19 protein-coding genes are annotated in these 24,404 nt (G+C 51.6%); 9 read left to right on the top strand and 10 right to left on the bottom strand.

All coding sequences use genetic code 11. The annotated features are described in order from the left end of the window. Positions 1-11: 11 nt before the first annotated feature. Positions 12-221, bottom strand: coding sequence for a hypothetical protein (locus IMCC3135_RS14855; RefSeq protein WP_088918342.1), 210 nt, complete (start codon positions 219-221; stop codon positions 12-14). A 151-nt stretch (positions 222-372) separates the two neighbouring features. Beyond that, positions 373-828 carry a GFA family protein gene (locus IMCC3135_RS14850; RefSeq protein ID WP_205738051.1) on the bottom strand — a complete coding sequence of 152 codons (456 nt, stop codon included), beginning with the start codon at positions 826-828 and terminating at the stop codon, positions 373-375. Positions 829-1,187: 359 nt separating this feature from the next. On the opposite strand from IMCC3135_RS14850, the gene IMCC3135_RS14845 reads away from it, so the two are divergent. Next, entirely contained in the window at positions 1,188-2,312 is a 1,125-nt protein-coding gene (locus IMCC3135_RS14845; RefSeq protein WP_205738050.1) for a Gfo/Idh/MocA family protein, read from the top strand. Positions 2,313-2,575: 263 nt separating this feature from the next. Here IMCC3135_RS14845 and IMCC3135_RS14835 read toward each other — a convergent pair whose 3' ends face one another. Continuing rightward, positions 2,576-3,145, bottom strand: a complete 570-nt coding sequence (locus tag IMCC3135_RS14835; RefSeq protein WP_157735999.1) for a GNAT family N-acetyltransferase — start codon at positions 3,143-3,145, stop codon at positions 2,576-2,578. A 251-nt stretch (positions 3,146-3,396) separates the two neighbouring features. On the opposite strand from IMCC3135_RS14835, the gene IMCC3135_RS14830 reads away from it, so the two are divergent. Further along, on the top strand, positions 3,397-4,551 hold the full coding sequence (locus IMCC3135_RS14830) for a dimethylsulfoniopropionate demethylase (RefSeq protein ID WP_088918339.1): 1,155 nt from the start codon (positions 3,397-3,399) through the stop codon (positions 4,549-4,551). 6 nt (positions 4,552-4,557) lie between these two features. Here IMCC3135_RS14830 and IMCC3135_RS14825 read toward each other — a convergent pair whose 3' ends face one another. After that, on the bottom strand, positions 4,558-5,433 hold the full coding sequence (locus IMCC3135_RS14825; protein WP_157735998.1) for a prenyltransferase: 876 nt from the start codon (positions 5,431-5,433) through the stop codon (positions 4,558-4,560). Positions 5,434-5,734: 301 nt separating this feature from the next. Between IMCC3135_RS14825 and IMCC3135_RS14820 the strand changes: the two genes are divergently transcribed. Together IMCC3135_RS14820 and IMCC3135_RS14815 are read left to right on the top strand one after the other, a co-directional pair. After that, positions 5,735-6,748: a YHYH protein gene (locus tag IMCC3135_RS14820; protein ID WP_088918337.1), complete on the top strand. Its 1,014-nt coding sequence runs from the start codon at positions 5,735-5,737 to the stop codon at positions 6,746-6,748. Between the two features lie 10 nt (positions 6,749-6,758). Beyond that, the gene (locus IMCC3135_RS14815) at positions 6,759-8,591 is read left to right on the top strand and encodes an ABC transporter ATP-binding protein (protein WP_088918336.1); all 1,833 of its coding nucleotides are present in this window, start codon (positions 6,759-6,761) and stop codon (positions 8,589-8,591) included. 3 nt (positions 8,592-8,594) lie between these two features. Here IMCC3135_RS14815 and IMCC3135_RS14810 read toward each other — a convergent pair whose 3' ends face one another. Both IMCC3135_RS14810 and IMCC3135_RS14805 read right to left on the bottom strand, forming a co-directional pair. Then, entirely contained in the window at positions 8,595-10,019 is a 1,425-nt protein-coding gene (locus tag IMCC3135_RS14810) for a hypothetical protein (protein ID WP_088918335.1), read from the bottom strand. Between the two features lie 184 nt (positions 10,020-10,203). Continuing rightward, positions 10,204-10,800, bottom strand: a complete 597-nt coding sequence (locus IMCC3135_RS14805) for a hypothetical protein (protein WP_157735997.1) — start codon at positions 10,798-10,800, stop codon at positions 10,204-10,206. 494 nt (positions 10,801-11,294) lie between these two features. Here IMCC3135_RS14805 and IMCC3135_RS14800 point away from each other — a divergent pair, with 494 nt between their 5' ends. After that, complete coding sequence (locus IMCC3135_RS14800; protein ID WP_088918333.1) at positions 11,295-14,675, top strand: EAL domain-containing protein; 3,381 nt, start codon at positions 11,295-11,297, stop codon at positions 14,673-14,675. 50 nt (positions 14,676-14,725) lie between these two features. Here the strand turns inward: IMCC3135_RS14800 and IMCC3135_RS14795 are convergent, their stop codons facing one another. Together IMCC3135_RS14795 and IMCC3135_RS34080 are read right to left on the bottom strand one after the other, a co-directional pair. Next, on the bottom strand, positions 14,726-16,228 hold the full coding sequence (locus IMCC3135_RS14795) for a CoA-acylating methylmalonate-semialdehyde dehydrogenase (RefSeq protein ID WP_088918332.1): 1,503 nt from the start codon (positions 16,226-16,228) through the stop codon (positions 14,726-14,728). A 76-nt stretch (positions 16,229-16,304) separates the two neighbouring features. Beyond that, a complete protein-coding gene (locus IMCC3135_RS34080) occupies positions 16,305-16,445 on the bottom strand; it encodes a hypothetical protein (protein ID WP_157735996.1) in 141 nt (46 codons plus the stop codon). A 501-nt stretch (positions 16,446-16,946) separates the two neighbouring features. Between IMCC3135_RS34080 and IMCC3135_RS14790 the strand changes: the two genes are divergently transcribed. Further along, positions 16,947-17,234 (top strand): hypothetical protein, encoded by a 288-nt coding sequence (locus IMCC3135_RS14790; RefSeq protein WP_088918331.1) that lies wholly within the window; start codon positions 16,947-16,949, stop codon positions 17,232-17,234. 430 nt (positions 17,235-17,664) lie between these two features. Continuing rightward, entirely contained in the window at positions 17,665-18,156 is a 492-nt protein-coding gene (locus tag IMCC3135_RS14785) for a hypothetical protein (protein ID WP_157735995.1), read from the top strand. Positions 18,157-18,742: 586 nt separating this feature from the next. Here the strand turns inward: IMCC3135_RS14785 and tnpC are convergent. Further along, the gene (tnpC, locus tag IMCC3135_RS14780) at positions 18,743-20,194 is read right to left on the bottom strand and encodes an IS66 family transposase (protein WP_088918329.1); all 1,452 of its coding nucleotides are present in this window, start codon (positions 20,192-20,194) and stop codon (positions 18,743-18,745) included. Positions 20,195-20,435: 241 nt separating this feature from the next. Here tnpC and IMCC3135_RS14775 point away from each other — a divergent pair, with 241 nt between their 5' ends. After that, a complete protein-coding gene (locus tag IMCC3135_RS14775) occupies positions 20,436-20,879 on the top strand; it encodes a cache domain-containing protein (RefSeq protein WP_088918328.1) in 444 nt (147 codons plus the stop codon). A 184-nt stretch (positions 20,880-21,063) separates the two neighbouring features. Here IMCC3135_RS14775 and IMCC3135_RS14770 read toward each other — a convergent pair whose 3' ends face one another. Next, entirely contained in the window at positions 21,064-23,247 is a 2,184-nt protein-coding gene (locus IMCC3135_RS14770; protein WP_088918327.1) for a glutamine synthetase III family protein, read from the bottom strand. Positions 23,248-23,891: 644 nt separating this feature from the next. Here IMCC3135_RS14770 and IMCC3135_RS14765 point away from each other — a divergent pair. Further along, entirely contained in the window at positions 23,892-24,383 is a 492-nt protein-coding gene (locus IMCC3135_RS14765; protein ID WP_157735994.1) for a hypothetical protein, read from the top strand. The last annotated feature ends 21 nt before the right edge of the window (positions 24,384-24,404 follow it).

Below are 24,404 nucleotides of genomic sequence, written 5' to 3'. Positions count from 1 at the left end.
TGGTTCTCACACTACCATGAATTTTTGCCCAAGCCTCTGAGTTGAAATATGGCGGTTGACAATAGCGCCTTACTCAAGCACCTGATCGTCATGGCGAAGTCGCCCTCATCAGAGATCCAGCGTTCGAGTGCCCAGAGATTATCACCCACGTTCTCGATGACTGCGGCCATCAGCTTGGCCGCACATTGATCATCCGGGCCGTAGTTCATCACGATGGCCAAGGGGAACTCACGCTTCGGCGTTCGTTGTCGCTTGCGGATCCACTCACGCGCGCTGGCTCTTCAGTGACATTAACGACCTCATTGACTTACCGGTCGTCAAAGGATAGCGCTGTTCAGATCGACGCGTGAGATGAAACTCCAAAAAACGCAACTAGCCAAAAGGCGGATTACCGGGCATCTTCGGTAGTGCTTCACCCAGCGAACCCCAGGAAGCTTTGGAATCACACCAGATTTCAGCACCTGGTACCACCCAGCTTGAATCATCCAGGGTGCCCGCCTTGATAAAGGACACACCATCTGCAGCTTTCAGATTCGTCAGAATGGGGGACCCGCACTTGTTGCAAAATTTACGTAACACTGGCTCACCCGAGGCCCCGGCATCTTCATAGGTTGTGAGCGAGCCGCCCGTGACAGAAACAGAATCCGCAGGGACACCGATATTCATCGAAAACGCTGTACCACTTTGCTTTCGACAATTTGTACAATGGCAAGCCGCCACCATCAACGGTTCAGCCGTTGACTCGTATTGAACTTCGCCGCATAAACATCCGCCTTTGATCTTTGCCACTTTTTCAGCCTCGCAGTTCAAGTGATTGAGTGCAGCCATGTTGCACTGTCCAAAGGTGCGTTGCTATGGGTCATTGGTCGTTCCTGGTTTCACGATTCCAAGTGTGTGTGTCGACTACCCCGTGGCTTGGTCCGTTGTGAAATCTTGAGCGATACCGTTGAACGTTAACGCCTGCCCTGGAGCCAGCATGACACGGGAACTATCGATATGAACGCAGGGTGCCGGGTATGGATACGTGGGTGATCCCAACAGCCACGTCTGCCAATTGTCAATGATGAACGCGCTTGATGTAGAGCCGACAGCGTATCATCGGCAATAGTGTTCTAACTCGACTATCGGCCTGGGCTAAAGCGGAGTCCTGGCTATTGCTTTCATGAAGAAAAAAGGAGATACCTACGTTGAAAGTCCTGGTTTATGGAACCGGCTTTGCCGGTGAGGGGCACGCCGATGCCTTTCGTGGCGCGGGCGCTGAGGTAGTCGGCCTTGTCGGCCGCACAGCCAGCGTTGTCAGTGCCGTGGCTGAGAAGCTGTCTATCCCCTATTCCAGCACTAATTGGCAGGAAGCGCTGGAGACATGCAAGCCCGATATCGTCTCAATCGCCACGCCCGGTGGTGCTCACTATGAACCCATCAAGCAGGCCATTGCAGTCGGCTGCCACGTTTTCTGCGACAAACCCATGACCCACAGCGCAGAGTCCGCCGTGGAGCTCTATACGCTGGCACAGGCCAAAGGCGTGAAAACAGCCTATGCCGCCAGTTTTCGCTATACCGCCAGTGTCCTGCATGCCAAACGTCTGGTTGAGGAAGGGGCGATTGGTGAACCGCTTGAGGTCGAATGTATCTCGCATTTCAATCTAGATCGTGACATCCCCTTCGGTTGGTCTCATCGCAAAGAGGACGGCGGTGGTCGTCTTAACAACAACTTCACTCACACACTGTCTATCGTATCCTCAGTCATCGGCGAAAAGATTCTTTCGCTTATCGGTGAAGTTCGAGATGACTTGGGCAAGGCCCCTATTGTCGATGGCGTGCACAACTTCATGACCCGACGAAACTTCATTCCCGAAGATCTGAACGACCCTTCGCTCAAGTGGGGAGAGAGCAACGTTGAATGGTCCTATACCGTCATGGCGCAACTTGAAAGCCAGTTCGCCGTCAAGCCGGTGTCAGTATTGTTCAAACATGGTGGACTGGTACCGCGCTATCACGACGATCATATTGTGTTCTACGGCCGAGATGGCGCAATCTACATCAAGGGTCACTATGGCAGCGGACCTCTGTCAGTGTGGGGCAAGAACAAACAGTGGGAAGAAGTACCAACACCGGCTGACATTGCCGACAGCATCCCTGATGTAAAAGGCGAAACAGAGCAATGCTGGCATTATCTGGCGCGGGAGTTCGTGAAGGACATCCGTGGACAGAGCGTTGAACCCTACCCGACGTTCAAGGAAGGCAGCCAGTATCAGCAATTTATCGACCTTATCCGCTTGAATCAGAACTGGACACAAGTCTCTCACCTGTAACAAAAATTACTTCGATATAGAGAAAGCCGGTCAATCCAATGAAACGCGTCATGATTGTTGGTCAACCTGGATCAGGGAAAAGTACGCTGGCCATACGCTTGGGAGAGGCCACTGGGTTACCTGTATTCCATATGGACAAGATTCATTATCTACCTGGCTGGGTGGAACGATCAGCGACAGTAAAAAGCGCGATGACCCGGGAAATTCACGCCATGGAGCACTGGATCTTTGAGGGACCTTGGCGAACTCGTCCTTATCAAACTTCATTCATCATGCGTTTGCATGCTGTCTGACAAGCTTGCATTGCCAGTAATATCAACCCGCATTCGAGTCTCATGTACAGCGAATGGTTCCTCACATCTTGAATCCCCATCAACGACAAAACCGTGCTTGCGATAAAAGCCCAATGCCTGCCTATTACCATCCAGAACCCACAGAACCATAGACATGCACCCACGTGCGCAAGACTCATCCAGACAACTCTGAAGAAGCGAGGCTCCCAAACCTTTGTCTCGGGAAGATTCCTTAAGGTAGATTGCCGCAAGCTCTGAGACTTTCAACTCATCAACATCATCGTCCCTTGCAGGAATCACCGATGAAAACCCAACAACATGACGGTCCTCTTCAAGGACAAAAACCGGCCAGTTGTTCGGTTCAGAGACGAAATCGCGCCAGAATACAGTGATATCCGGCAACGATTGAGACCGTATCACCGACTCCGGCAAAAGCCCTGCATATTCATACCGCCAACTGAGAAAATGAACAGAGGCAATGGCATTAGCATCGGCAGGCTTTGCTCGCCGGACACTCACGTTCTCAAAATATCCGGTCATACTCACTCCTGTGTTGACGCCTGGTTACAATCCGCTTGAATTTTCCCAAACCTTCGCACATGCCATCCATATCAGTCGCCATGATGTCATTGTAGTCGCCCAACAAGACGGAACAACGTTCGGTATGTTGCACAGCTCTACAGACTCACCTCTTGGCAATACCCCTGTTCTGGCAGTTTGACGAATACAATTGATTATCTGCCAGACAAAGTACAGAATCAGACTTCGTTAATATCACATGGGTTTCGGCCATGACGTTGCCACTGATCACGTTCTCTCGACGTTTGCGAGAAACCCCCTTCACCGACCGTATTCTGGCTGGAGGTGCACAATCCTTCACGGTATACAACCACACCCTGTTACCCAGCTGGTTTCGGTCTCTGGAGGGGGACTACTGGCACCTGGTAGAGCACGTGCAGGTATGGGATGTCTCTTGCGAACGACAGGTGCAATTGAAAGGCCCGGATGCTGAAATGCTGGTACAGCTGATGACACCGCGCGATTTATCAAAAGCCCAGCCAGATCAGTGCTTCTATGTTCCGATATGCGATGAACGTGGACATATTCTCAACGATCCGATCGCCATCAAGGTCGATGACGACACCTGGTGGCTCAGTCTTGCCGATTCGGACATCTATCTCTGGGCCAAGGGTCTTGCCCTTGGCAAAGGTCTGGATGTCGAGATAATTCGAGCCGACGTTTGGCCCATTGCCGTCCAGGGCCCCAAGGCTGAAACGCTGATGGCACGGGTGTTTGGTGACGAAGTCAATTCAATACGGTTCTTTCGCTACAAGCGCCTGGAATACCGAGGCCACGCTTTCATAGTCGCCAGATCCGGCTGGTCGGGCCAGGGTGGGTTTGAAATCTATATCGATGATGCCGAATTGGGCCAGGAACTCTGGGATGAACTATTCGTGGTCGGAGCAGACCTGAACGTCGGGCATGGCTGCCCCAACAACATCGAGCGTATGGAAACAGGCCTGTTATCTTTCGGCAGTGATATGGATTACAGCCACACACCTCTGCAATGTGGCCTTGACCGTTATTGCCAGCTGGATACAGACCTGCAAAGCATGAGTATCGCAGCGCTCAGAGAGCAGCGGGCGCAAGGTGTACCAACCCGCCTTGTAGGCATTGTGGCCCCCGGGGTTCCAGCCGCTTCAAAATATTGCCAATTGCTTGCCGATGGCAAGCCTGTGGGCGATATAACATCCCAATCGCTCTCCGGGCGATATGATGCCTGGATCGCTTTCGCCTATTTCGAAAGCGAGTTGATAGACAGGCTGAAAAATGAATCGGTCAAACTCCAGTTGCTATGCAATAACGAGCTGCATGACGCACGCTACAGCGAGATTCCTTTCAAACTGGGTCAAATGGGACTGAATGAGCGCTTCCCCAATCTGTAAAGGCATTCAGCCATAGATAATACTCATCCCCAGAAATACAGTCGTCACTAATGTCACTCCCACATTCATCCCCAGATATGGCAATAATCTGAACAACGAGATTCCATGTCTGGCGATACCAAAGAAGATCATCACCGCAAAACCGACCGGAAACAGGCAAACAATACTCAGCTCGGGAAAAATCCCCGACACGATCCCCAGAACAATGATCCCGCAGGTAGCCATGATCGTATTGCCGTACAACATGATGCCTTTCCTTTCACCGTAGACGATAGGAAAATGCTGCCGCCCAATACGTCTGTCTGCCGCAATGTCAGGGTACTGGTTGAGCAACAGGAGATTGTTGACAAGAAAAAAAGGAATCAATGAGGCAATGGCTGCTTGTACTGAATATTCACCCGTGAGTACGACATGCGTACCGATAACGATTAACGGGCCAAATCCGACGCCCGGAGCCACCAGACACAAAACCGGATGCTGGATCAACCGCGGTGCGTAGCTCAGGATGATGAGAACACCGATAACCCCCAAGGGGGCTATCAGCAGTCCCTGGCTGACGATGAAGTAGGTTCCGATAAGGGTTGTGACAAACAGACTGGCGATTGCCCCATAGTGCACCGCCTCTGCTGCGTCCGGGTTTTCCAACAATGCACCGCTGTTGACACTGAACTGTGTTCTCTTGGTCTTCGAATTGGCATCGACATCCAGACCACGACGAAAATCATGATATTCGTTAAACAGGTTGACGCTGACATGCGCAAGCAAAGCACCCAGCAGTACAAGAAACAGATCCAGGTACTGAATGCGCAACGCGCTGACCAATGAGGTGGCGTATCCCAGAAAGACACTGACGGGTGCCAGTACCAGAAATGGGACTCGCATGGATCTGACAAGGGTGTGCAGCATACAACCAAAAAGCCTGAATATACCTGGAGAGTAAAGGCACTCTACAACAGGAGCATGGCAATGTCTGGCACCAGACTTTGAGCCATGTACACAATCTACGGCAATGGGTTGCGAATACTCTTCGAGGCGAACTTTCGTGTTCTTACCTGTGCACACAGCAGTGGGTAATATGTTCTTTGAAATACTCATGCCCTTGTCGTACAGTCTTCACTTTGTTTGCATATTTGCTCTGTACGCTATGCAAACCGATAGTCTGCCAATACTAAGGAATCGATTCATGCGCTTATCCCGTAGTCCATCACTACTGGGCATGCTCGCCTTTAGTGCCCTCGCCCTGGGGGGCTGTGCCAGCTCCTCCGTCAATTCAACGGACAAGGCAACAGCTTCTGTTGGCATGGACATTTCCCTGTTCGCCGAAGGTGCATTCACGCAAGAGCCTGAGATAGTGGATTGCGAAACGGCCGCAGGTACCACAACGACCTGCTACAAACTGGTCACCTCCGGTGCACCTGCAGGACGCGAGCCGGGACCTTTCTGCCCGCGAACCATCACCGATGGGCCTGATGCTGGTGGAGCCTGGTTCAGCAAGGATGGTACAGGCGATCTGGTGGATATCACCGGCGAATTCATCCTGAGACTAAGCGACTACTACGGTGATGAAAAGTGGGTGCTATACGATGCCAAGACCAACGAAGTACGCTATACAGCAACAAAAGAGGCCTGCCTGGGCGCGGCCAGGCCTGACGTTGAAGAGCAGTACAAGCAAAACTGCATTGAATGCCAGCTGTCATACCTTGATGATGACTTCTCTCTCACCTTTCTGATACCGACCACGCCGATACCGGCCGCCGAGACGGGTCGTGTTCGCACCGCAGGTATCGCACTGGATGGCACAGAGCTGTCAGGACCTGCACCGGTAGATGCCATTCTGGGCGCCTATACGATCGCAGCCTTTGATGACTGCGGTGGACATATCAACGTACACCAGGGTTATCACTACCACGCCAGCACTGGCTGCACGGATACCCCGGATAGCAACACCGAAGATGGACATGCTCCGTTAATCGGCTACGCATCAGATGGCTACGGCATCTATGCCATGACAGATGCTGAAGGTAATGAAGAGTCGCTGGATGAGTGCCGAGGAATAAGCGACGACACTCGAGGCTATCACTACCATGCGGCCAGTCCGAGCGAGAATCTGTTCATTGGGTGTCTGCATGGGGAATCTGTGCACCCTGCGATCGATAGGGGTACTGTGCTAGTGTCGCCAACCAACACACGGCAATGATCCAGCCATCATGTTCACGTTTTTTGAAAATCTGGTTGATCCCTACACCGAAGGTCCTGTCGGTTCGGAATCTACCACGCGTGTCTGGCCATTCATTGGTGCATTTACACGTCCTTTCCGCACGATCATTGCGCTCAACATTGTCACCTCTTTTCTCGTTGCAGCCGCCGAGGTAGGTCTTCTCTATTATCTTGGCCGTATAGTCGACTTGTTGAATGAATCCACTCCGAGTGAATTCTGGTCAGCCAATGGGCTGGAAATATCGATTGTGCTGGCGCTTGTCGTCATCTTTCGCCCTCTTGTACAGATATTGAATACGGCACTGATCAAGAATGCGATACAGCCAAACATCGCAGCCCTGGGACGATGGCGCTCCTACAAACATGTTCTCAACCAGTCGGTAGGCTGGTTCGAGAATGACTTTGCCGGACGTATTGCCAACCGGGTTTGCCAGATGCCCGCGGCATGCGGCGACCTGATCTTTCAGGTGATGGACACTCTGAGCTTTACAGTGGCTTATATGATCGGGGCCAGCATCTTGCTGGCAAGCTCAGACCCCAGATTGCTCATCCCCCTGTTTTTGTGGTTTGTACTTTATATCGTTCTGCTTCGCTGGTCGTTGAAGCGCATCCGACCCGCATCTCGTGCCAGTTCGGCCTCGCGCAGTCGCACCCTGGGGTTTGTGGTCGACAGCTTTTCGAATATACAGTCTGTGAAACTGTTTTCTCATACCGCAAGAGAAACTGAATTCGCTCAAGGCATTTTCGAAGATCACCGCCAGACCTACGCCGCTGAGACTCGAATATTCACCACTATCGATGCCGGCCTGGTGCTTCTGAATGGTTTTCTGATTGCCAGTGTCGTGGGCTGGGCATTGATGATTTGGAGTGATGGTTCAGCCACGGTCGGAGTTGTCGCCACGGCTGGTGCACTGGCTTTACGAATAAACTCGATGTCCAGCTGGGTCATGGGTTCCCTGACCTCTTTCTTTCGCAATCTAGGCGTTGTTTCAGAAGGTATGGAATCTGTCGCCCAACCCATTGGCCTGCTGGATAAGCCCGACGCACCTGATTTGCAGCTGAGCGAAGGTGGCATCAAGGTGGTGGCACTGAGCCATCACTATGGCCGGGAGTCCGGCGGGCTCAACAATGTGTCGTTTGAGATACAAGCCGGTGAGAAAGTTGGATTGGTAGGCCGTTCAGGATCAGGCAAGTCAACGTTGGTCAAGGCCTTGTTGAGGCTCTATGACCCCGAGCAAGGGCAGATTCTGTTCGATGATGTGGATATCGGCAGCGTCACCCAGGCAAGCCTGCGCGCCCAGATCGGCATGGTTCAGCAGGAAAACTCGCTACTGCACCGCTCTATCAAAGAGAACCTGCTTTACGGCCGGCCTGGTGCCAGTGACGAGCAGGTAATCAGTGCCGCCATTCAAGCTGAGGCACATGATTTTATTCTGGATCAATGCGATTCCTATGGCCGCACAGGTTATGCCGCTCATGTCGGAGAACGAGGCGTCAAACTCTCTGGCGGCCAGCGCCAGCGAATAGCTCTGGCAAGAGTCATATTGAAAGACGCCCCCATACTGATTCTGGACGAGGCTACCAGTGCACTGGACAGTGAGATCGAAGCACAGATACAGACGACGCTCTACGGCATGATGCGCGGCAAAACCGTGGTTGCCATTGCACATCGCTTATCGACCATTGCGCAAATGGATCGCATTCTGGTACTGGACAAAGGCTGCATTGTCGAACAAGGTTCGCACCAGACCCTTATCAATCAAAAAGGCCTGTATGCAACGCTTTGGCAACATCAGTCCGGTGGCTTTATCGACATTGAATAGGCATTAAACGCGCCTTCTTCTGAACGCAACAAGCAACCACGCTGACAACCAGTACATCACACCACCACCGCCCGATTTTTTACTCTCACTCTGACCCTCGGCATTTTCCTCACTCTTTTCTGATTCCACCTCATCAGTGGTTTCGTTATCTACCGCTCCTGTACCAAGACCAGCTTCCCATGTGCTGCAAAACGAGCTGTCACCTGTCAACACCAGCTCAGGCGCTGTGATGTCATCTGAGGCTTGCATAAGTGCGAGTGATTCGCTACCTGTCGTTGCGGACAGGATGATGGTTGTCATTTCACGTGGTAACAGAGTTGCGTCCAGATTCGTGCCATATCGCTTGTCGGCTTCCCAGCCGCCCTGCGCATCCGCGATCAATACCTGTGCACTGGGTGCCTCGGCAGATTCTCCATCAGGCCAGTTGTTATGCGACCCTAAATGTATCGTCATGGAACCGTTACTTGCCTCTGCACCGGTTGAGTAGTGTAGCGATGCGGTAGAAAACACAGGCACCTCAGACAAATCATATGAGAGTAGTACTTGTTGAGAATCCGCGATTAGCACAAGCTCATCTGTATTGTACTGACCTGCCGCATTCCCAATGCTGACGCTTGCCGCCTCAGCCAGTGATAGCCTCAGTGTGTTGCCCTGACAAGATGTTTCGCTTTGGGCATTACTGGCAACAGTTATATAGTCGACATTCAATCGATCCAAAGGTACCGGCTCCGTGGTTTCGGGCTCCGGGATATTTGAATAGACGATTGGATTAGGATCTATTGTTGTTCCATCCGCCAGCTGATAACGCGACAGCGGCAGCGTATCGTTCAAACCAGGATCAAAACTGACGTCCGCGTAACGATACAGGGCAATTCTATCGATGGCATGGCCATAAGAACGGCCCGAGATGGCTAAGGTGTGCTCACCCTCTGACAGATATTGCCGGACGTTCCTGGCTTGCTGGTCAACCGTACGCGCGCTCCACGACCATACGTTCGATTCGCCCATATACACTTTCGTCCACCCATAGAGTGGCTCTTCACCCGGGACATTGTCGCCCGTGTCAAAACGCAGCCATGAGTCATTTGACTCAGTATTGCTATCACCCTTGGCAATTCTGCTACGCCAGCGAAACTCATAGTTGCCAGCAGTCTCTATAGTGAAATGATATGTGGTTGTGCCTTCGCCTGCGGTGTCTTCAGAAAAGTAATCTGCTCCTGCCCATTCCAGGTAACCGCTGCCTGTATGGCCGGCTAGAGTTGCATTTTTCTCCCACTCTCCCTGCAGATCAGCATCTTCTGCTTCAAAGTGGATATAACCATTCTCCTCAAGATAGACTTGATTTGAATCTGCCAGAGCGTTTGACAATGGCAATGCCATGACCAGACAGACAATGGGAAGCAGTATGGGGAAATCAGCAAGTTTCACGAGTTTCAACTATCCGGTATGGGCGCTATCGTTGATTCGTCAAGCCTTCAAACTCGGCTGACGCTAACGATATCGGCCATACAGGTCCCGTACGTAGGCTCTACTTTGCTCTATGTGCGCTGGTCGCAGTCGACAACAGCGAGCCATGGGTATGACCCGGGCTCACTGTGATCGCGCTCACGCTTCACTCCAGCTGGTTCAACGGAAAATCAATGATAGGCGTAGACACATTATCTCTGCGAATACGGGCAAGCACGCGCTCGGTTTGCTGGATAACGCCATCGTCAGTCGATTTGACAATAGCGTAGCCTTCGGTAATCCCGTGGTACATGTCAAGCGCCAGAATATTGATGGAATCAGAAGTGGGCACCAACCCGAATGTTGGCACTGATAAGCCGAAGTCATCGCTGTCTGTACCCATGGAGTTGAAAAACACATCAAGCTCGAACTCTGACGTGTCTGCCGGTGCTGCCACCTTGATACCATGAACCAGATTCAGCCGCGCGGTAATCAAACGCGTCGCGTAATCCATTAAAGGGTGATCTTTGACGAAATAGACACCCAGGTGGACTGTCTTGCCTTTCATCACCGAGATTTCAGGTTGCTCTGCCAGCTCTCCAATGAACTGATCAAGACTGTAGGTCACAAGTCGCTGAGCAGTCGAGCCTTCAAGTGTGCGTGACACCTGCCGTGTGGAGCAACTCGCCAGCACACAACTTGACAAGATCGCCACTGCCAGGCAAGTGCGGCGACGATGATTCTGTATTCGACTTTGAGTCACTGTTGATACGGCTCCGGATTGCCAACCTCAAACTTGCGTGTGCGAGCTTGACTGCAATATTAATACTAGCCGAAAAATACTGAATAAACTTGACCAAGTCAGGTTTTTCCAATCGTACCCGGCAGCGGGTTCTGAGTTCATCCCGCGTAGCGATCCTGTTCTGAGCCAGAGTTGGATAGAAAACGCTGGAGTGTCAGTGTATTGGGATCCCTCAGAGACGGAGTTGTAGTTACACCGCTATTGGCTCCATGTTAACCACTCGAGTAGATTGCCAATATAACGCTACGCATCGGAGCTGAACGAAAATATCCCTACACTATGTAAGTATTCACGGGGATTTTTCAGGAGAGTCGAACGATGGTCGTCCTTTTTAACAACGAGATTGCAAAATAATGCCAGCCATTGAACAACACGGGGCTGATGTTGTTGTTTTCCACTTCAATCACCGACATCCAACCGATGCCATTCAGCGATAATTACCTGAGCGCCTGAGTATGTCTATATTGTTGCCTGATGAGTTGGAACGATTGAACGCACTGCGCGCACTCGATGTTCTCGATTCTCACACAGACGATGATGAATTTTCAGGCCTTGTTGAAGCCGCTGCACTAGCCTGCGGCGTTACCACTGCCGTAATCGCCTTGCTCGACCAGAATCGACACTGGCTGAAGGCGACAACGGGACTGGCGGCAATCGATATGTCTGATGTCACCGAGACACCATTGGCAGGCTCCTTCAGTGCTCACACCATTGCCGGATCTGATGTCTTCGAGGTTGCGGATGCATCCATGGATGCCCGCTTTCTTGACAACCCACTCGTCACTGGCAAGACGCGCTTGCGCTTTTACGCTGGCGCACCATTGCGGCTTAGCTCAGGCCATCAGGTTGGCGCGCTGTGCGTTCTTGATCGTGAACCGCAACAATTGGACGACGGTCAACGCCAGATGCTGAGACACCTTGCAGTAACCACGGCAAAGATGCTGGAAACTCGCGAGACCATTAGAACGCTGGCCATTACAACGGCCAACTTCCGTGCACTGGGTGAATGTACACCGATGGGCCTGTTCCGCACCGACACCAGCGGGGCCTGTACGTTCGCCAATGATCTGTGGGAGAAAATCTTCGGTATGAGTCGAACCGATGCCTATGGACACGGCTGGAGTCGTACGCTACACCCCGACGACCGACAGCATATATTCGATGAATGGCAGCGCTGCGCTCAACAAAAATTGAACTTCGACATGGAGTTTCGGGTACTTCATGATAATGGGACAGTGCTACACGTACATGCATTGACGCGCCCGATGATCGGTGAGACCGGTGAGTGGCTCGGTCATATAGGTTCTGTTTGTGATATCTCCGCCCAGCGAAAACAAAGCCAGGCACTTGAACATAATCGCCAATTGCTGGGCGAAACCGGCTCGTTGGCCGACGTCGGAGGCTGGGAGCTGGACATCGTCGCCGACAAGATGCAGTGGACAGAACAGACATTTCGCATCTTTGGGCTTAGCTCAACAGAGGCACCCTCAATAAACGATGCGATCAACTACTACGCACCAGAGGCGCGTGCAGTCATGCACGATGCGATAGCTCATGCCATCAATGAAGGCCGGTCCTGGGACCTGGAACTTCCTTTTCGGCGTGCCAATGGCGAATCGATCTGGGTGCGAGCTGTTGGACGTACCGAGTTCTCGAACGGCAAGGCAGTCCGATTGTTTGGTGCCATACAGGACGCAACTCAACAAGTAACCCAGCGCCGAGCACTGGAAAATGCGCACAAGCGCATCAGCATTGCCACAAACAGCGCAAAAATCGGTGTCTGGGAGTGGGAGGTCGACACCGACACCCTGCTTTGGACCGCGCAAACGTATGCATTGTTCGGCCAGGACCTCAGCGCCGCCCCCCTGAACTACGCAAGCTGGGCTCAGTGCGTACATCCTGAAGATCTGCCAATTGCTGAACAACATCTGAAGCTTGCCATTGAAGACACAGGCAGAGCCGATGCTGAATATCGCGTAATCTGGCCTGACGGCAGTATTCATCATTTGCGCTCATCGGGCCACGTCACACGAGATGAACAAGGCCGTGCGTTGAAACTTCTGGGTGTGCATTGGGACGTCACAGATGTGCGCCAGTTAACCGCAGAGCTTGCGGAACAGCATGAATTGCTGCGCGTGACCCTGCAATCGATCGGAGACGCAGTTATCACGACTAATGCTGATGCTCTCGTGACCTGGATGAACCCCGCCGCCGAAGGGCTTACCGGGTGGCTATCGAGCGAGGCCGAGGGACGACCGCTGGACCAGGTCTTTCACATCATGCGCGAGGACACACGCCAGGCAATCGAGAGTCCGGTGGACAATTGCCTGGCACTCAACAAGGTCGTCGGGCTGGCCAACCACACAATGCTGATCTCACGTGACGGTCACGAGATCAGCATCGAAGATTCTGCAGCTCCCATCCATGGCCAGCATGGCACCACACTGGGTGCGGTACTGGTCTTCCACGACGTCACCGAAAAGCGCCGCCTGGCCAGGGAAATGATGCACCGGGCCACGCATGATGCACTGACCGGCCTGATCAATCGCTCAGAATTCGAGGTTCGCCTGCAGTACACGCTTGATCGTGCTCATGAGGACAACTGTCTCAGTGCACTCATGTATATCGATCTGGATCAGTTCAAGCTGGTCAATGACGCCTGCGGACATACTGCCGGTGACGAACTACTGCTACAGATGTCAAAACTGCTGACTGCAACGATCCGTGACACTGATACTGCGGCGCGCCTCGGAGGCGACGAGTTCGGTGTGATTCTTCACGATTGCGACGATGAACAGGCCCTGCATATGGCACAGGCGATCTGCGATCGCATGGATGAGTTCCGATTCACCCATGATGGCCAACGTTTTCGTATCGGCACCAGTATCGGCCTGGTACCGATGGATAACCGCTGGCCTGACAAGCAGGCTCTGCTGCAAGCCGCCGATATCTCTTGTTACGCTGCCAAGGAGGCTGGGCGCAATCGAGTTCATCTCTGGTTCGATACTGATAAATTGATGCAAGAGCGTCAGGGCGACATGCAATGGGCTGCTCGACTTGAACAGGCGCTCGATGAGAATCGCTTCGAGCTACATCTACAGCGCATCGAACCGCTATTCCAAACCTGTGGCCTGCACGCCGAAGTACTGATTCGCTTGCGCGATGTGGATGGCAGTCTGGTGCTGCCCGGGCAATTTCTGCCAGCGGCTGAACGCTACCATCTGGCCACCCGTATTGATCGATACGTGCTCAGAAGTGCCATCGATCTCCTGAGCTCATCGGCGTGCGCATCGACGAGGGAATCATCGCCTACCATGCTGTTCATCAATTTGTCGGGCCAGTCGATTGGAGACCGAGTCTTTCATCATCAGGCGATCGACATGCTGACATCGGCCGGCGCAACGATCTGCCAGACCATCTGCCTGGAGATTACCGAGACGGCTGCCGTGACCAACATTGCAGACGCCACCAAATTCATCGAACAGCTACGCGCATTGGGCGTACGCATCGCTCTTGACGATTTTGGCGCAGGCGCCTCCTCATTTGGCTATCTGAAATCGCTGCAAGTTGACCTGCTAAAGATCGACGGTCAGTACATCACCGGTCTGATCGATGATCCTTTGAACGATGCGGCCGTGCGCAGCTTCGTCGAGGTTGCCAACATCATGGGGCTGAAAACTGTCGCAGAATATGTCGGGAGCCCGGCCATTCTTGAACGTGTCCGCGCCATCGGGATCGACTTTGCCCAAGGCTTTTTATTGCATCGACCCGAACCTGCCAATGATGTACTGACAAACATCGAACGCGTCTTGACAACCTGCTCTAAACCTTCGTAGCATTTCCAATCAGCGATACCAGCCAGGTATCGCTGATTGGAAACAGACGATCAACCCAGAGTCGGCATCACAAACTCAGCATCACTGCGCTGACCATCAGGCCAACGAGTCGTTGTTGTCTTGATGCGCGTATAGAAGCGAACACCTTCCATACCGTGCATGGAATGATCACCAAAGATCGATGCTTTCCAGCCACCAAAACTATGGAATGCCATCGGCACAGGAATCGGCACATTGATACCAATCATGCCCACCTCAACATCCTGACTAAAAGCGCGTGCCGTATCACCATCACGAGTAAAGATGGCAGTACCGTTGGCAAAATCATGGCTGTGCACCAGGTCCAGCGCTTCCTGGTAGGAGTTGCGACGCACCACGGCGAGTACCGGGCCAAAGATTTCATCCTTCCACACCGACATATCGGCTGTGACATTGTCCAGCAACGTGCCACCCAGGTAGTAGCCATTTTCAAAACCCTGCTTGTCCTGCTTGAAGCCACGACCGTCAATAACCACTTTCGCACCTTCCGCCTCGCCCGCATCGATATAACCACTAACGCGATCACGGTGCTGGGCGGTAACCAGAGGTCCCATATCCGAATCACTGTCGCCTGTGGGCCCAATTCTCAAAGCTTCGATCTTGGGGATCAGCTTTTCGATCAGCGCATCGGCCACCGCGTCGGTCACTGGCACTGCCACCGAGATTGCCATGCAACGTTCACCTGCTGAACCGTAGGCAGCCCCCATCAGTGCATTGGCAGCCATGTCCAGATCTGCATCAGGCATGATGATGGCGTGGTTCTTGGCACCACCCAATGCCTGCACTCGCTTACCGTTGCTAGTACCCGTTGTGTAGATGTACTTGGCAATCGGTGTGGAGCCGACAAAGCTGATGGCCTTGACGTCACGATGGTTCAGCAGCGCATCAACTGCCTCCTTGTCGCCTTGTACAACATTAAAGACACCGTCCGGCAAACCCGCTTCGGTTAGCCATTCGGCCATTTTCAGAGAAGCCGATGGCACCCGCTCGGATGGCTTCAGGATAAAGGTGTTACCGCAGGCCAGAGAGACCGGAAACATCCACATGGGCACCATGGCAGGAAAGTTGAACGGTGTGATGCCGACACACACACCCAGTGATTGACGAATGTTGTGACTATCGACACCGGTTCCTACGTTCTCGGAGAAGTCCCCTTTGAGAAAGCTGGGAGCGCTGGTGGCAAACTCAACCACTTCCAGACCGCGGGTCACTTCACCCAGTGCATCCTCGTGTGTCTTGCCATGCTCAGAGGCCAGAATACCGGCCAGCTCATCAGCGCGCTCCCACAAGATCGATTTGAATCGATCCAGTACACGGGCACGTCTGAGTGCCGGCGTCTTGGACCAGGCTGGCCAGGCAGCCTTGGCTGCTGCGACCGCGGTATCCACGTCGGCGGCTGATCCCAAAACCACGTTCTTCTCCGTCTCACCCGTCGCCGGATCGTAGACAGGCTGCGTGCGACTGGAATCGCCACTGAGGGCCGAACCATTGATGTAATGTGCGATGTCGTTCATATCAGGTCTCCTTGAGTTCATGGTGCGAGACTATCGACATTTATCATCCATTTATATACTCGAAAATGATTAACCATTATCCAAAAACAGATAACAAACCGGCAAGCGGATAATGCAAGGAGGCAGGCAGCACACCCTCCAGCCAGCCATCCACCGAGACACGAAAGCTGAACACCATCATTGCCAAGGAATACACCAGAGCAAAGATTGCGATCAATTTCTGGCGACACAATTTACGCTCTGTAAGTTCGCAGTGGTATCAGCGAGTGACCACAACTGCCCTGAAAAGACGAAACAGCGATTCTTTTTCGACAGCCACAGCACTTATTCTCCAGAACCAAAAGTTTTCTAAAATATGGTTTTTCACTAAAAATCGATCACTCAAACATTCCACCTGAATTTTCATATCAGTTCGATGATTGCCTGAAAACTACTATTTTTAAAGTGTCAAAGCTAAAGAAGCGTTATCCAATGCCCCCCAAATCTGAAACAGATTGCAGCTTCGCTTCGATCGCGCAATCGGGAATCAAGCCGCACAGGAAGAAAAAAAGGTCATTGCAATTTATATTATCTATGTCTTAAACAAGCGCTAAGAACGTCAATATGACACTATATGCGCCAAAGCTATTGCCTTCGGCTTTAACCAACAGATAGAGGCTCGCTTAAATAGCGACTTCCTGTACCCGTAACCAACTTAATTGACTAGAGATATACAGATATGCCACGTGCCGCTAAAAAACTAGACTTTGACGATGTCACTGCCTTGGTGGCTGTCTTGAACGCTATTGGTGCTCAAGCGAAAAAGGCTCCATGCACCAAACGCCAGGTTGTTGAATTAACAGCATTGCCTACTACTCAGGTAACAGCAGCCTACAAAACACTGATCAAAAAAGAATTGGCAGTGCAGATCGCTCCACCTGCAGATGCACCAGCCAAAGGTGTTTTTCTGAAGATTGCCCCTAAAGGCCGAGCGTATTGCAAAGCTTATGATTTGCTGTTTGCTTAAGTAGTCCCTATACCGCCGAGCATTCCAATCAGCTTGGCGGTATACCCCATGTGCTCATCCGGACATGGATATCGAGGCACCGGATCGCTGTCTCTCAAGCTGACAGATACTGAGAGCCGTCTCACAGAGCCCCTCGACTCGCCCCTGAAAACCCATGCTGGTTCTCGCTTTGGGCATAGAGACAGGTTGGCCATCGTGCCAAATAAAACTCATTCAATACAACTACTTACGATGAATTTTAGCTTGACGCCATAGTAATGGCGCCAGCAATAAAGCCATAACACTATGTTTTAAATCGTTTTTCCAAATATCCCCACTCCATTTGCGTATCGCTTAGCTCCCCAGTAGAGTGCGCGGCATGTTGTTGACACAGATCAACAGCGGCTCTTTAAAGCTGGCGCAGACCGGCAAAGAACTCGGGATTAGAACAATGAAAACGCAGATTTTCAAAATCGTTACAGTCGTACTTCTGGCCTTTGGATCGTTGACAGGCAGCGCCTCCGCCAAAGCCGATAACGGCTTCTTTGTATTGAGCACATTGGCTCTGCATTTCGAAAACTTCGACGAGCGCAACGCCTTTACTCCAGGCATCGGTTGGGAGTACTCGCCCAGCCGCAAACTGGGTTGGAACGTAGGCACTTTGTCCGACAGCTTTGGCTACCAGTCCTACTACGGCGGCATCAATTACGCCACACGCTCTGCTCTCTACAATCGAGTACGCCTCCTTGTCGGTCTGAACGTGGTGCACAAGCAGTTCAAGAAGAACGGTGCTCCGGAAACCAAAATACTGCCCTTCCCGGCTCTCGAACTAAAAATGAGCAAGAACGCGGTACTGAACATCAGTGGCTCACCCGCCATTGACTACGGTAACCAGAAAAACAACGCTGTCCTGTTTTTCCAGTACAAGCTACAAATTCGCTAGAGCGCACCCAATTCCAGAAATTCTATCCCCTAAAGCATTACCCCTTTTGGCTGATCGTTTGATCAGCCATTTTTTTGGGCGCAAATAAAGTTCATGCTGACGAATCGCATCAAGTTCCATTCTCATTGTTTGTAACACTTGTGCTCAACGTTTCAATCGAGAATTTGCGACGAGGGTCATCAGATCTACGTTTCGCACTCGCATTGAACAGGCAGAGACAACCTTGCAGTTTTTAGGATTCTGCACAATCGAGCCTGTTGAACACTTGGTGCCAGTGCGAGATATTTTCCATTTGAAAACGGTTGCCTCCATGAGAAGCATTGCTGCTTCGACACATTACTTGTGATAACTGCGTCACACTCGTATGATTCCTACAGGTGGGCTGAAAGAGCACGTTAGCCATTGAAACCATTCAGAGAGTTCACTCCAGGCTCTACACCGATTACTGATTGTTCGACTTGCCAACGTTCAGCTCAAGCTATTCTGCCCACTTAAGGAAGGAGCGTTAACCATTGAATCCTGCCCATCGCTGGCTTGGATTATTCATACTCTTAAAGGAAGGAATATGTGTAACTATTCAGCCGTTTCAGGCGGCCTGAGCTTGTGATTGAATAGTATTGGCTATGAACGAAGGCAACTGCCCATCAAAGAGCATGTTCAGCGCATCAGTTGCTGAAACTCCATTTTTGCGGCACGTCGATAGGTAGCCGCGAATTCGACACGATATCAAGGCACCGTCCATCGAACGGAAACATCCTGATATTTTTTGCTGCACCTTGGTCATCCGTATGTCGTTCTCACCCTGGTTGTTGGTGAACGGCACTATCGCATCACTCATGAATCGCAACACGTCATCTTCGTAGTTGATCAGACGCTCGAGCAAATTTCGTGACTTGCTGCGCTTGAGGCGGCCACGGGTACCACTTCGACGATTGTCTATCGGTGGAGGACATTCGATCTGTGCTTTTTTCGTTATCCGACGATATCTGGCGTACCAACGAGTCGCCTCATCTAAATCCAACTTACCTTGAGCCTTGTTGACCGCTGTATTGAGTTCTATCAGGTATTGACGCATCGTTCTTGCCCACGCTTGCTTATCCTGCTCCCAGGCACGCTGCAGTTCGCGTAGGTGGTGTGCGTTACAAAGAGAATGGAGACAAAAAAGATATGTGTAATAGGGCTTCCAGTGGTCATGACATAGCACGCCGGTGAAGTGTGGAAGAATGTCGATCTGATCCATCGCTTCAGTGCCACGGCGTTCGTGCGGGTAATAGTAGGTAAATTGTAGGTTCGAGGTGCAGTGCAACCAATGACGCTTGCCATTAATGTTGATGCCCGTTTCATCCACGTGAAGTAAGGTACTGTTCGTGAGCTGATACTTGACCCAACTTTCATATTCTTCCAGCTTGTCAAACGCTTTACGATTGAAGTTATGGATCGTCCCGGCACTAAGCGGCATTAGAAATTGATCAGCAAACTGTTCGTGTACTCGCTCATAGGGAATGAGCTGTTTCTGAGACAGATAGACTGCCTGAACTTTTACCGTATTGCCGTATTGAGCTCTGGCAACCACTCCTTCGGGGAATGGTGCGGTGTACTGATATCCATCACTACCTTCAAGAATCTGGGCGCGGTACTCGGTGACGACAGCGCAGATCTTGATATCAAAAACCTGTCGTGACTCATAGCCCACTTCTTTGTACTCGACTCCTGTGGGAATCGTGCGCTTATCGATTTTGATGGGCACAATTTCATCTGGTTCAGCCACCGGTTCCAGGGTGCACCCCTTATGACCTTTTTGTCCACCGGGCTTGCGTTTGCCTCTGGGCGGCCTCGCTTTCTTGTCGCGATTCGGATCTTGTGAAGGTGGGATGCTGCTAGTGCTGCTGTTAAGAGTGACACGGTTGAGCAGCAGGCCAACCAACAGAAGCAACACCTCCAAAGAGGATCTGAGCGCAGGTGATAGATCCTTCTCATTTTTCAGAGATAGCTTGACCGACTCGATGGTCGATTCAACGTCAATATCCTGAATTTTCACTGTGACAACCCAAACATTTCAGAGCTGCTCTCATAGCCACGTTTTGTCTATGAGGAGCATAGACGTCATTGAGAAAACTGCCAGAAAAATAGCACCACTGTGCAATCTTGAGGCACCGTGGAAAATGAATGCGCATACAGCGCTTACAGATGCAGGGCCAGCGGTATTGCTCTCGATCAAGTACTAATCAAGTGTGCAAATCTATCGCGGCAACGACAAATACGGCTGAATAGTTACGAATATGTTACACAAATTCGCTATAAGCACATTTTCGGCATTGGCCCTGAGCAGCAGCGTATTCGCTGCCAGTGATTTTGGTACCGCTGATGAGGCCAAAGCCATGCTGGAATCAGCCGTTGTTGCACTGGAAACCGACCAGGCAGCAGCACTTACCATGTTCGCTAGTGGCGAAGGTGGTTTCAAGGACCGTGATCTCTATCCGTTTTGTGGCGGCCCGGACGGAAACTTCACCGCACACCCGTCTCTAACCGGAGAGAGCCTGAAAGATCTGAAAGACAAGACCGGTGCTGCGTTGGGTGAAGAAATCTACAAGAACGCAAGTGAAGGTGGTGTAAGCGAGGTGAGCTATATGTGGCCACGCCCTGATACGACAGAGCCTGTACAGAAAATCACCTACGTCACCAAAGTCGGTGACCAGGTATGCGCTGTTGGTTACTACCAGTAGTCGCCTAACTGCAACTACGCTAACGTAGTGTTAATTGCACTGAATTCTATCTCCTGAGTACGACCCCTTTCGGCTGGTCAATTGACCAGCCGTTTTCTATCGGGCCCGATAAAGCAGCCATAGCTGCATTATCGCCTCCCCCGGCATCTTCAACCGCTACCAGGGAACGGAATTCTGATTTTTCCTAACGGATAAAAAGCATTTCCTGAAATGTTGGCAACGGCCACAAATCATCCGCAACCCGATGTTCCAGTGCATCAACCGTCGTGCGCACTTCCAGCATTTTAGGCAATACCTCGGTTTTGACGAACTGACAATGAGCCGCAACATCGGTTATGGAACTTTCCTGATTCTTCAGCTTCTCCAGATCATCAAGTGATACTTGCAGACTCTTGATCAGACTGGTGATGAGGTTGATGGAATCGTGATCAGTCTCGATACCGACGGCCTTGAGATTAGCCAGGCTGAGCGCCAGCTCGCTCTGGTAGCGAATGGCAGCCGGGAATATCTGTGTTCTGCCCATCTCAAGAACCAGATTCGATTCGACATTGGCCGTAGCCACGTACTGTTCGGCATAAACCTCGTAGCGTGATTCAAGTTCACGCGCCGACAACACGCCGTATTTTTCAAAGAGAGAAATTGTTGCAGGCTCCATAAAGACACCCAGTGAATCTGCAGTGGTCGCCAGATTGGGAAGTCCGCGTCTGGCTGCCTCTTCATGCCAACCGGATGAATATCCATCGCCATTGAAGACCACGCTCGAACTCTCTTTCCAAACCTTGCTCACATAGGCCTCAACCGCTTTACCCAAGGCTTCTCTCGAGCTGGTATCAGCGCGTTCCAATTCTGTAGCGGCCTCATCCAGTGCTTCGGCCATGATGATATTAAGTGCAACCATTGGCCCGGAGATTGACTGACTCGAACCAACCGCCCGGAATTCGAACCGATTGCCTGTGAATGCCATAGGACTGGTACGGTTACGATCCCCCGAATGCCTGGGTATCGGCGGTAGTACATCGACCCCTATGTTAAGCGTGCTGCTTTTCGAGCTGACCGAAGAATCGCCGCTGAGGATGGTTTCCATGATCTCGTTGAGCTCAGTGCCAAGAAACACCGACAAAATGGCAGGTGGGGCTTCGTTAGCACCCAGACGATGATCGTTCGAGGCCGTGGCCACCACCGCGCGTAGCAACGTTGCGTGCTTGTAGACCGCACTGATCATAGCCGCACAGAACACCAGAAACTGCGCATTTTCGGCAGGTGTATCGCCAGGATCAAATACATTGCCAGCGGCTGACGAACCCATGGAGAAATTCACATGCTTGCCACTACCGTTGACACCTGCGAAGGGTTTTTCGTGCATCAGGCAAGCCATGCCGTATTTGTCGGCCACTTTCTTGAGGATCGTCATCATCATCTGCTGATGGTCAGTCGCCACGTTGGCAAACTCATACACTGGCGCAAACTCATACTGACCCGGGGCTACCTCGTTATGCCTTGTCTTGGCCGGAATGCCAAGCTTGAAGCATTCCCGCTCGACCTCGAACATGAAGGCCTGAACGCGCTCGGGAATCGCACCGAAATAGTGATCATCAAACTCCTGACCCTTGGGAGGTGGCGCACCAAACAGAGTGCGTCCACACGCCAGCAAGTCGGGTCGTGCATAGTAAAAATTCTTGTCGATAAGAAAATATTCCTGCTCGGCACCCGCCGTGGAGGAGACGAAAGGCCCATCGGTGCCAAAGAACTTCAGAACCCGTTGTGTTTGCGTGTTCAAAGCTTGCATGGAGCGCAGGATAGGGGTTTTTCTGTCCAGGGCTTCACCGGTCCATGACACGAATGCAGTCGGAATACACAAGGTTGTGCCATTCGGATTTTCGATCAGATAGGCTGGACTCGTCACGTCCCAAATAGTGTAACCCCGAGCTTCGAAGGTCTGGCGAATACCACCGTTCGGGAATGATGAACCGTCGGGCTCGCCTTGTATCAACGCTGAACCTGCAAACGTGGCAATGGTGCCACCATCGCCGTCGGGGTCAAAAAACGAATCGTGCTTCTCAGCGGTTAATCCGGTTAACGGATAGAACACATGAGCGTAGTGAGTTGCGCCCTTACTGAGTGCCCAGGTCTTCATTGCCTCAGCCACGGCATCTGCGGTGGAGATGTCAAGCAGGTCGCCGGAGGTTATCGTCCGCTTCAAAGACTTGAAGGTTGCCTTGGGAAGGCGTTGTGCCATCTCACTCAGGCTAAAGACATTCTTGCCCCAGTATTCGCTGGCAGGAGTGGCAATGAAATCCATACCCGATTCTAGTGGCGGTGCCTTCGTGATTGCGGCAATTGCGTCGAGCCTGGTTGTGTGTCCACCCATTCAATATCTCCTGTTATCCGATGTTTGGCACATGTGCAGCGAAATCTCTCTCTCACATGCCAGAACATCATCTAAGTAATTGAACGTTTATTACAGACATGCCAGGACAAAGTATTGTTTCGAAAGACTCAGGAATGATCCGTCCCACTTGGGTAATCTGTAGAGTCATTGCTCCAGATCAACGTGCCCGAAATCAGGCGGAGTACCAGATGACATGAAGCACGACAATCAGTGACATCGTCATCTGCGATTCAATTTGCAAGCACTGACGAAACCGAATTGAATTATCAAACCGGCTCACTGACCGTGATCGCAGAAGATGACTGAGAGCCATCTCACAGAGCCCCTCGGGATGCTCCTGAAAACCCGTGCGGGTTCTCGCTTTGGGCATAGCGCCAAACGACTCTTCGTGTCAGAGAAACATTATTCAATACAACAACTTAGAACATATTACACCCATGCGCCATAGTATTGGCACCTCTAATTTTATCGTAACCTTATGTTTTAATTATATTTTTCATAAACTCCCGCCCCATTTGCTTATCTCTTAGCTCCCCAGTAGAGTTCGCGGCATGTTGTTGACACAGATCAACAGCGGCTCTTTAAAGCTGGCGCAGATCAGCGAAGAACACGGGATTAGAACAATGAAAACACAGATTTTCAAAATCGTTACAGTTGTACTTCTGGCCTTTGGATCGTTGACAGGCAGCGCCTCCGCCAAAGCCGATAACAGCTTCCTTGTATTGAGCACACTGGCTCTGCATTTCGAAAACTTTGACGATCGCAACGCCTTTACACCCGGTATCGGTTGGGAATACTCACCTAGCCACAAGCTGGGCTGGAATGCCGGCACCCTGTCCGACAGCTTTGGTTACCAGTCCTACTATGGTGGCATCAACTACGCCACACGCGCTGTTCTCGCCAGTCGAGTACGTCTGCTGCTCGGCATCTCCGTTGTGCACAAGCAGTTCAAGAAGAACGGTGCTCCGGAGACCAAGATACTGCCCTTCCCGGCTCTTGAAGTAAAGATGAGCAAAAACGCGGTACTCAACATCAGTGGCTCACCTGCCATTGACTACGGTGATCAGAAAAACAACGCTGTCCTGTTTTTCCAGTACAAGCTGCAGATTCGCTAGAGCGCACCCAAACTCAAAAAA

This window comes from Granulosicoccus antarcticus IMCC3135 (assembly GCF_002215215.1).
In the GTDB taxonomy this organism is placed as follows: domain Bacteria; phylum Pseudomonadota; class Gammaproteobacteria; order Granulosicoccales; family Granulosicoccaceae; genus Granulosicoccus; species Granulosicoccus antarcticus.
This window is presented reverse-complemented; position numbering and strand designations above follow the sequence as displayed.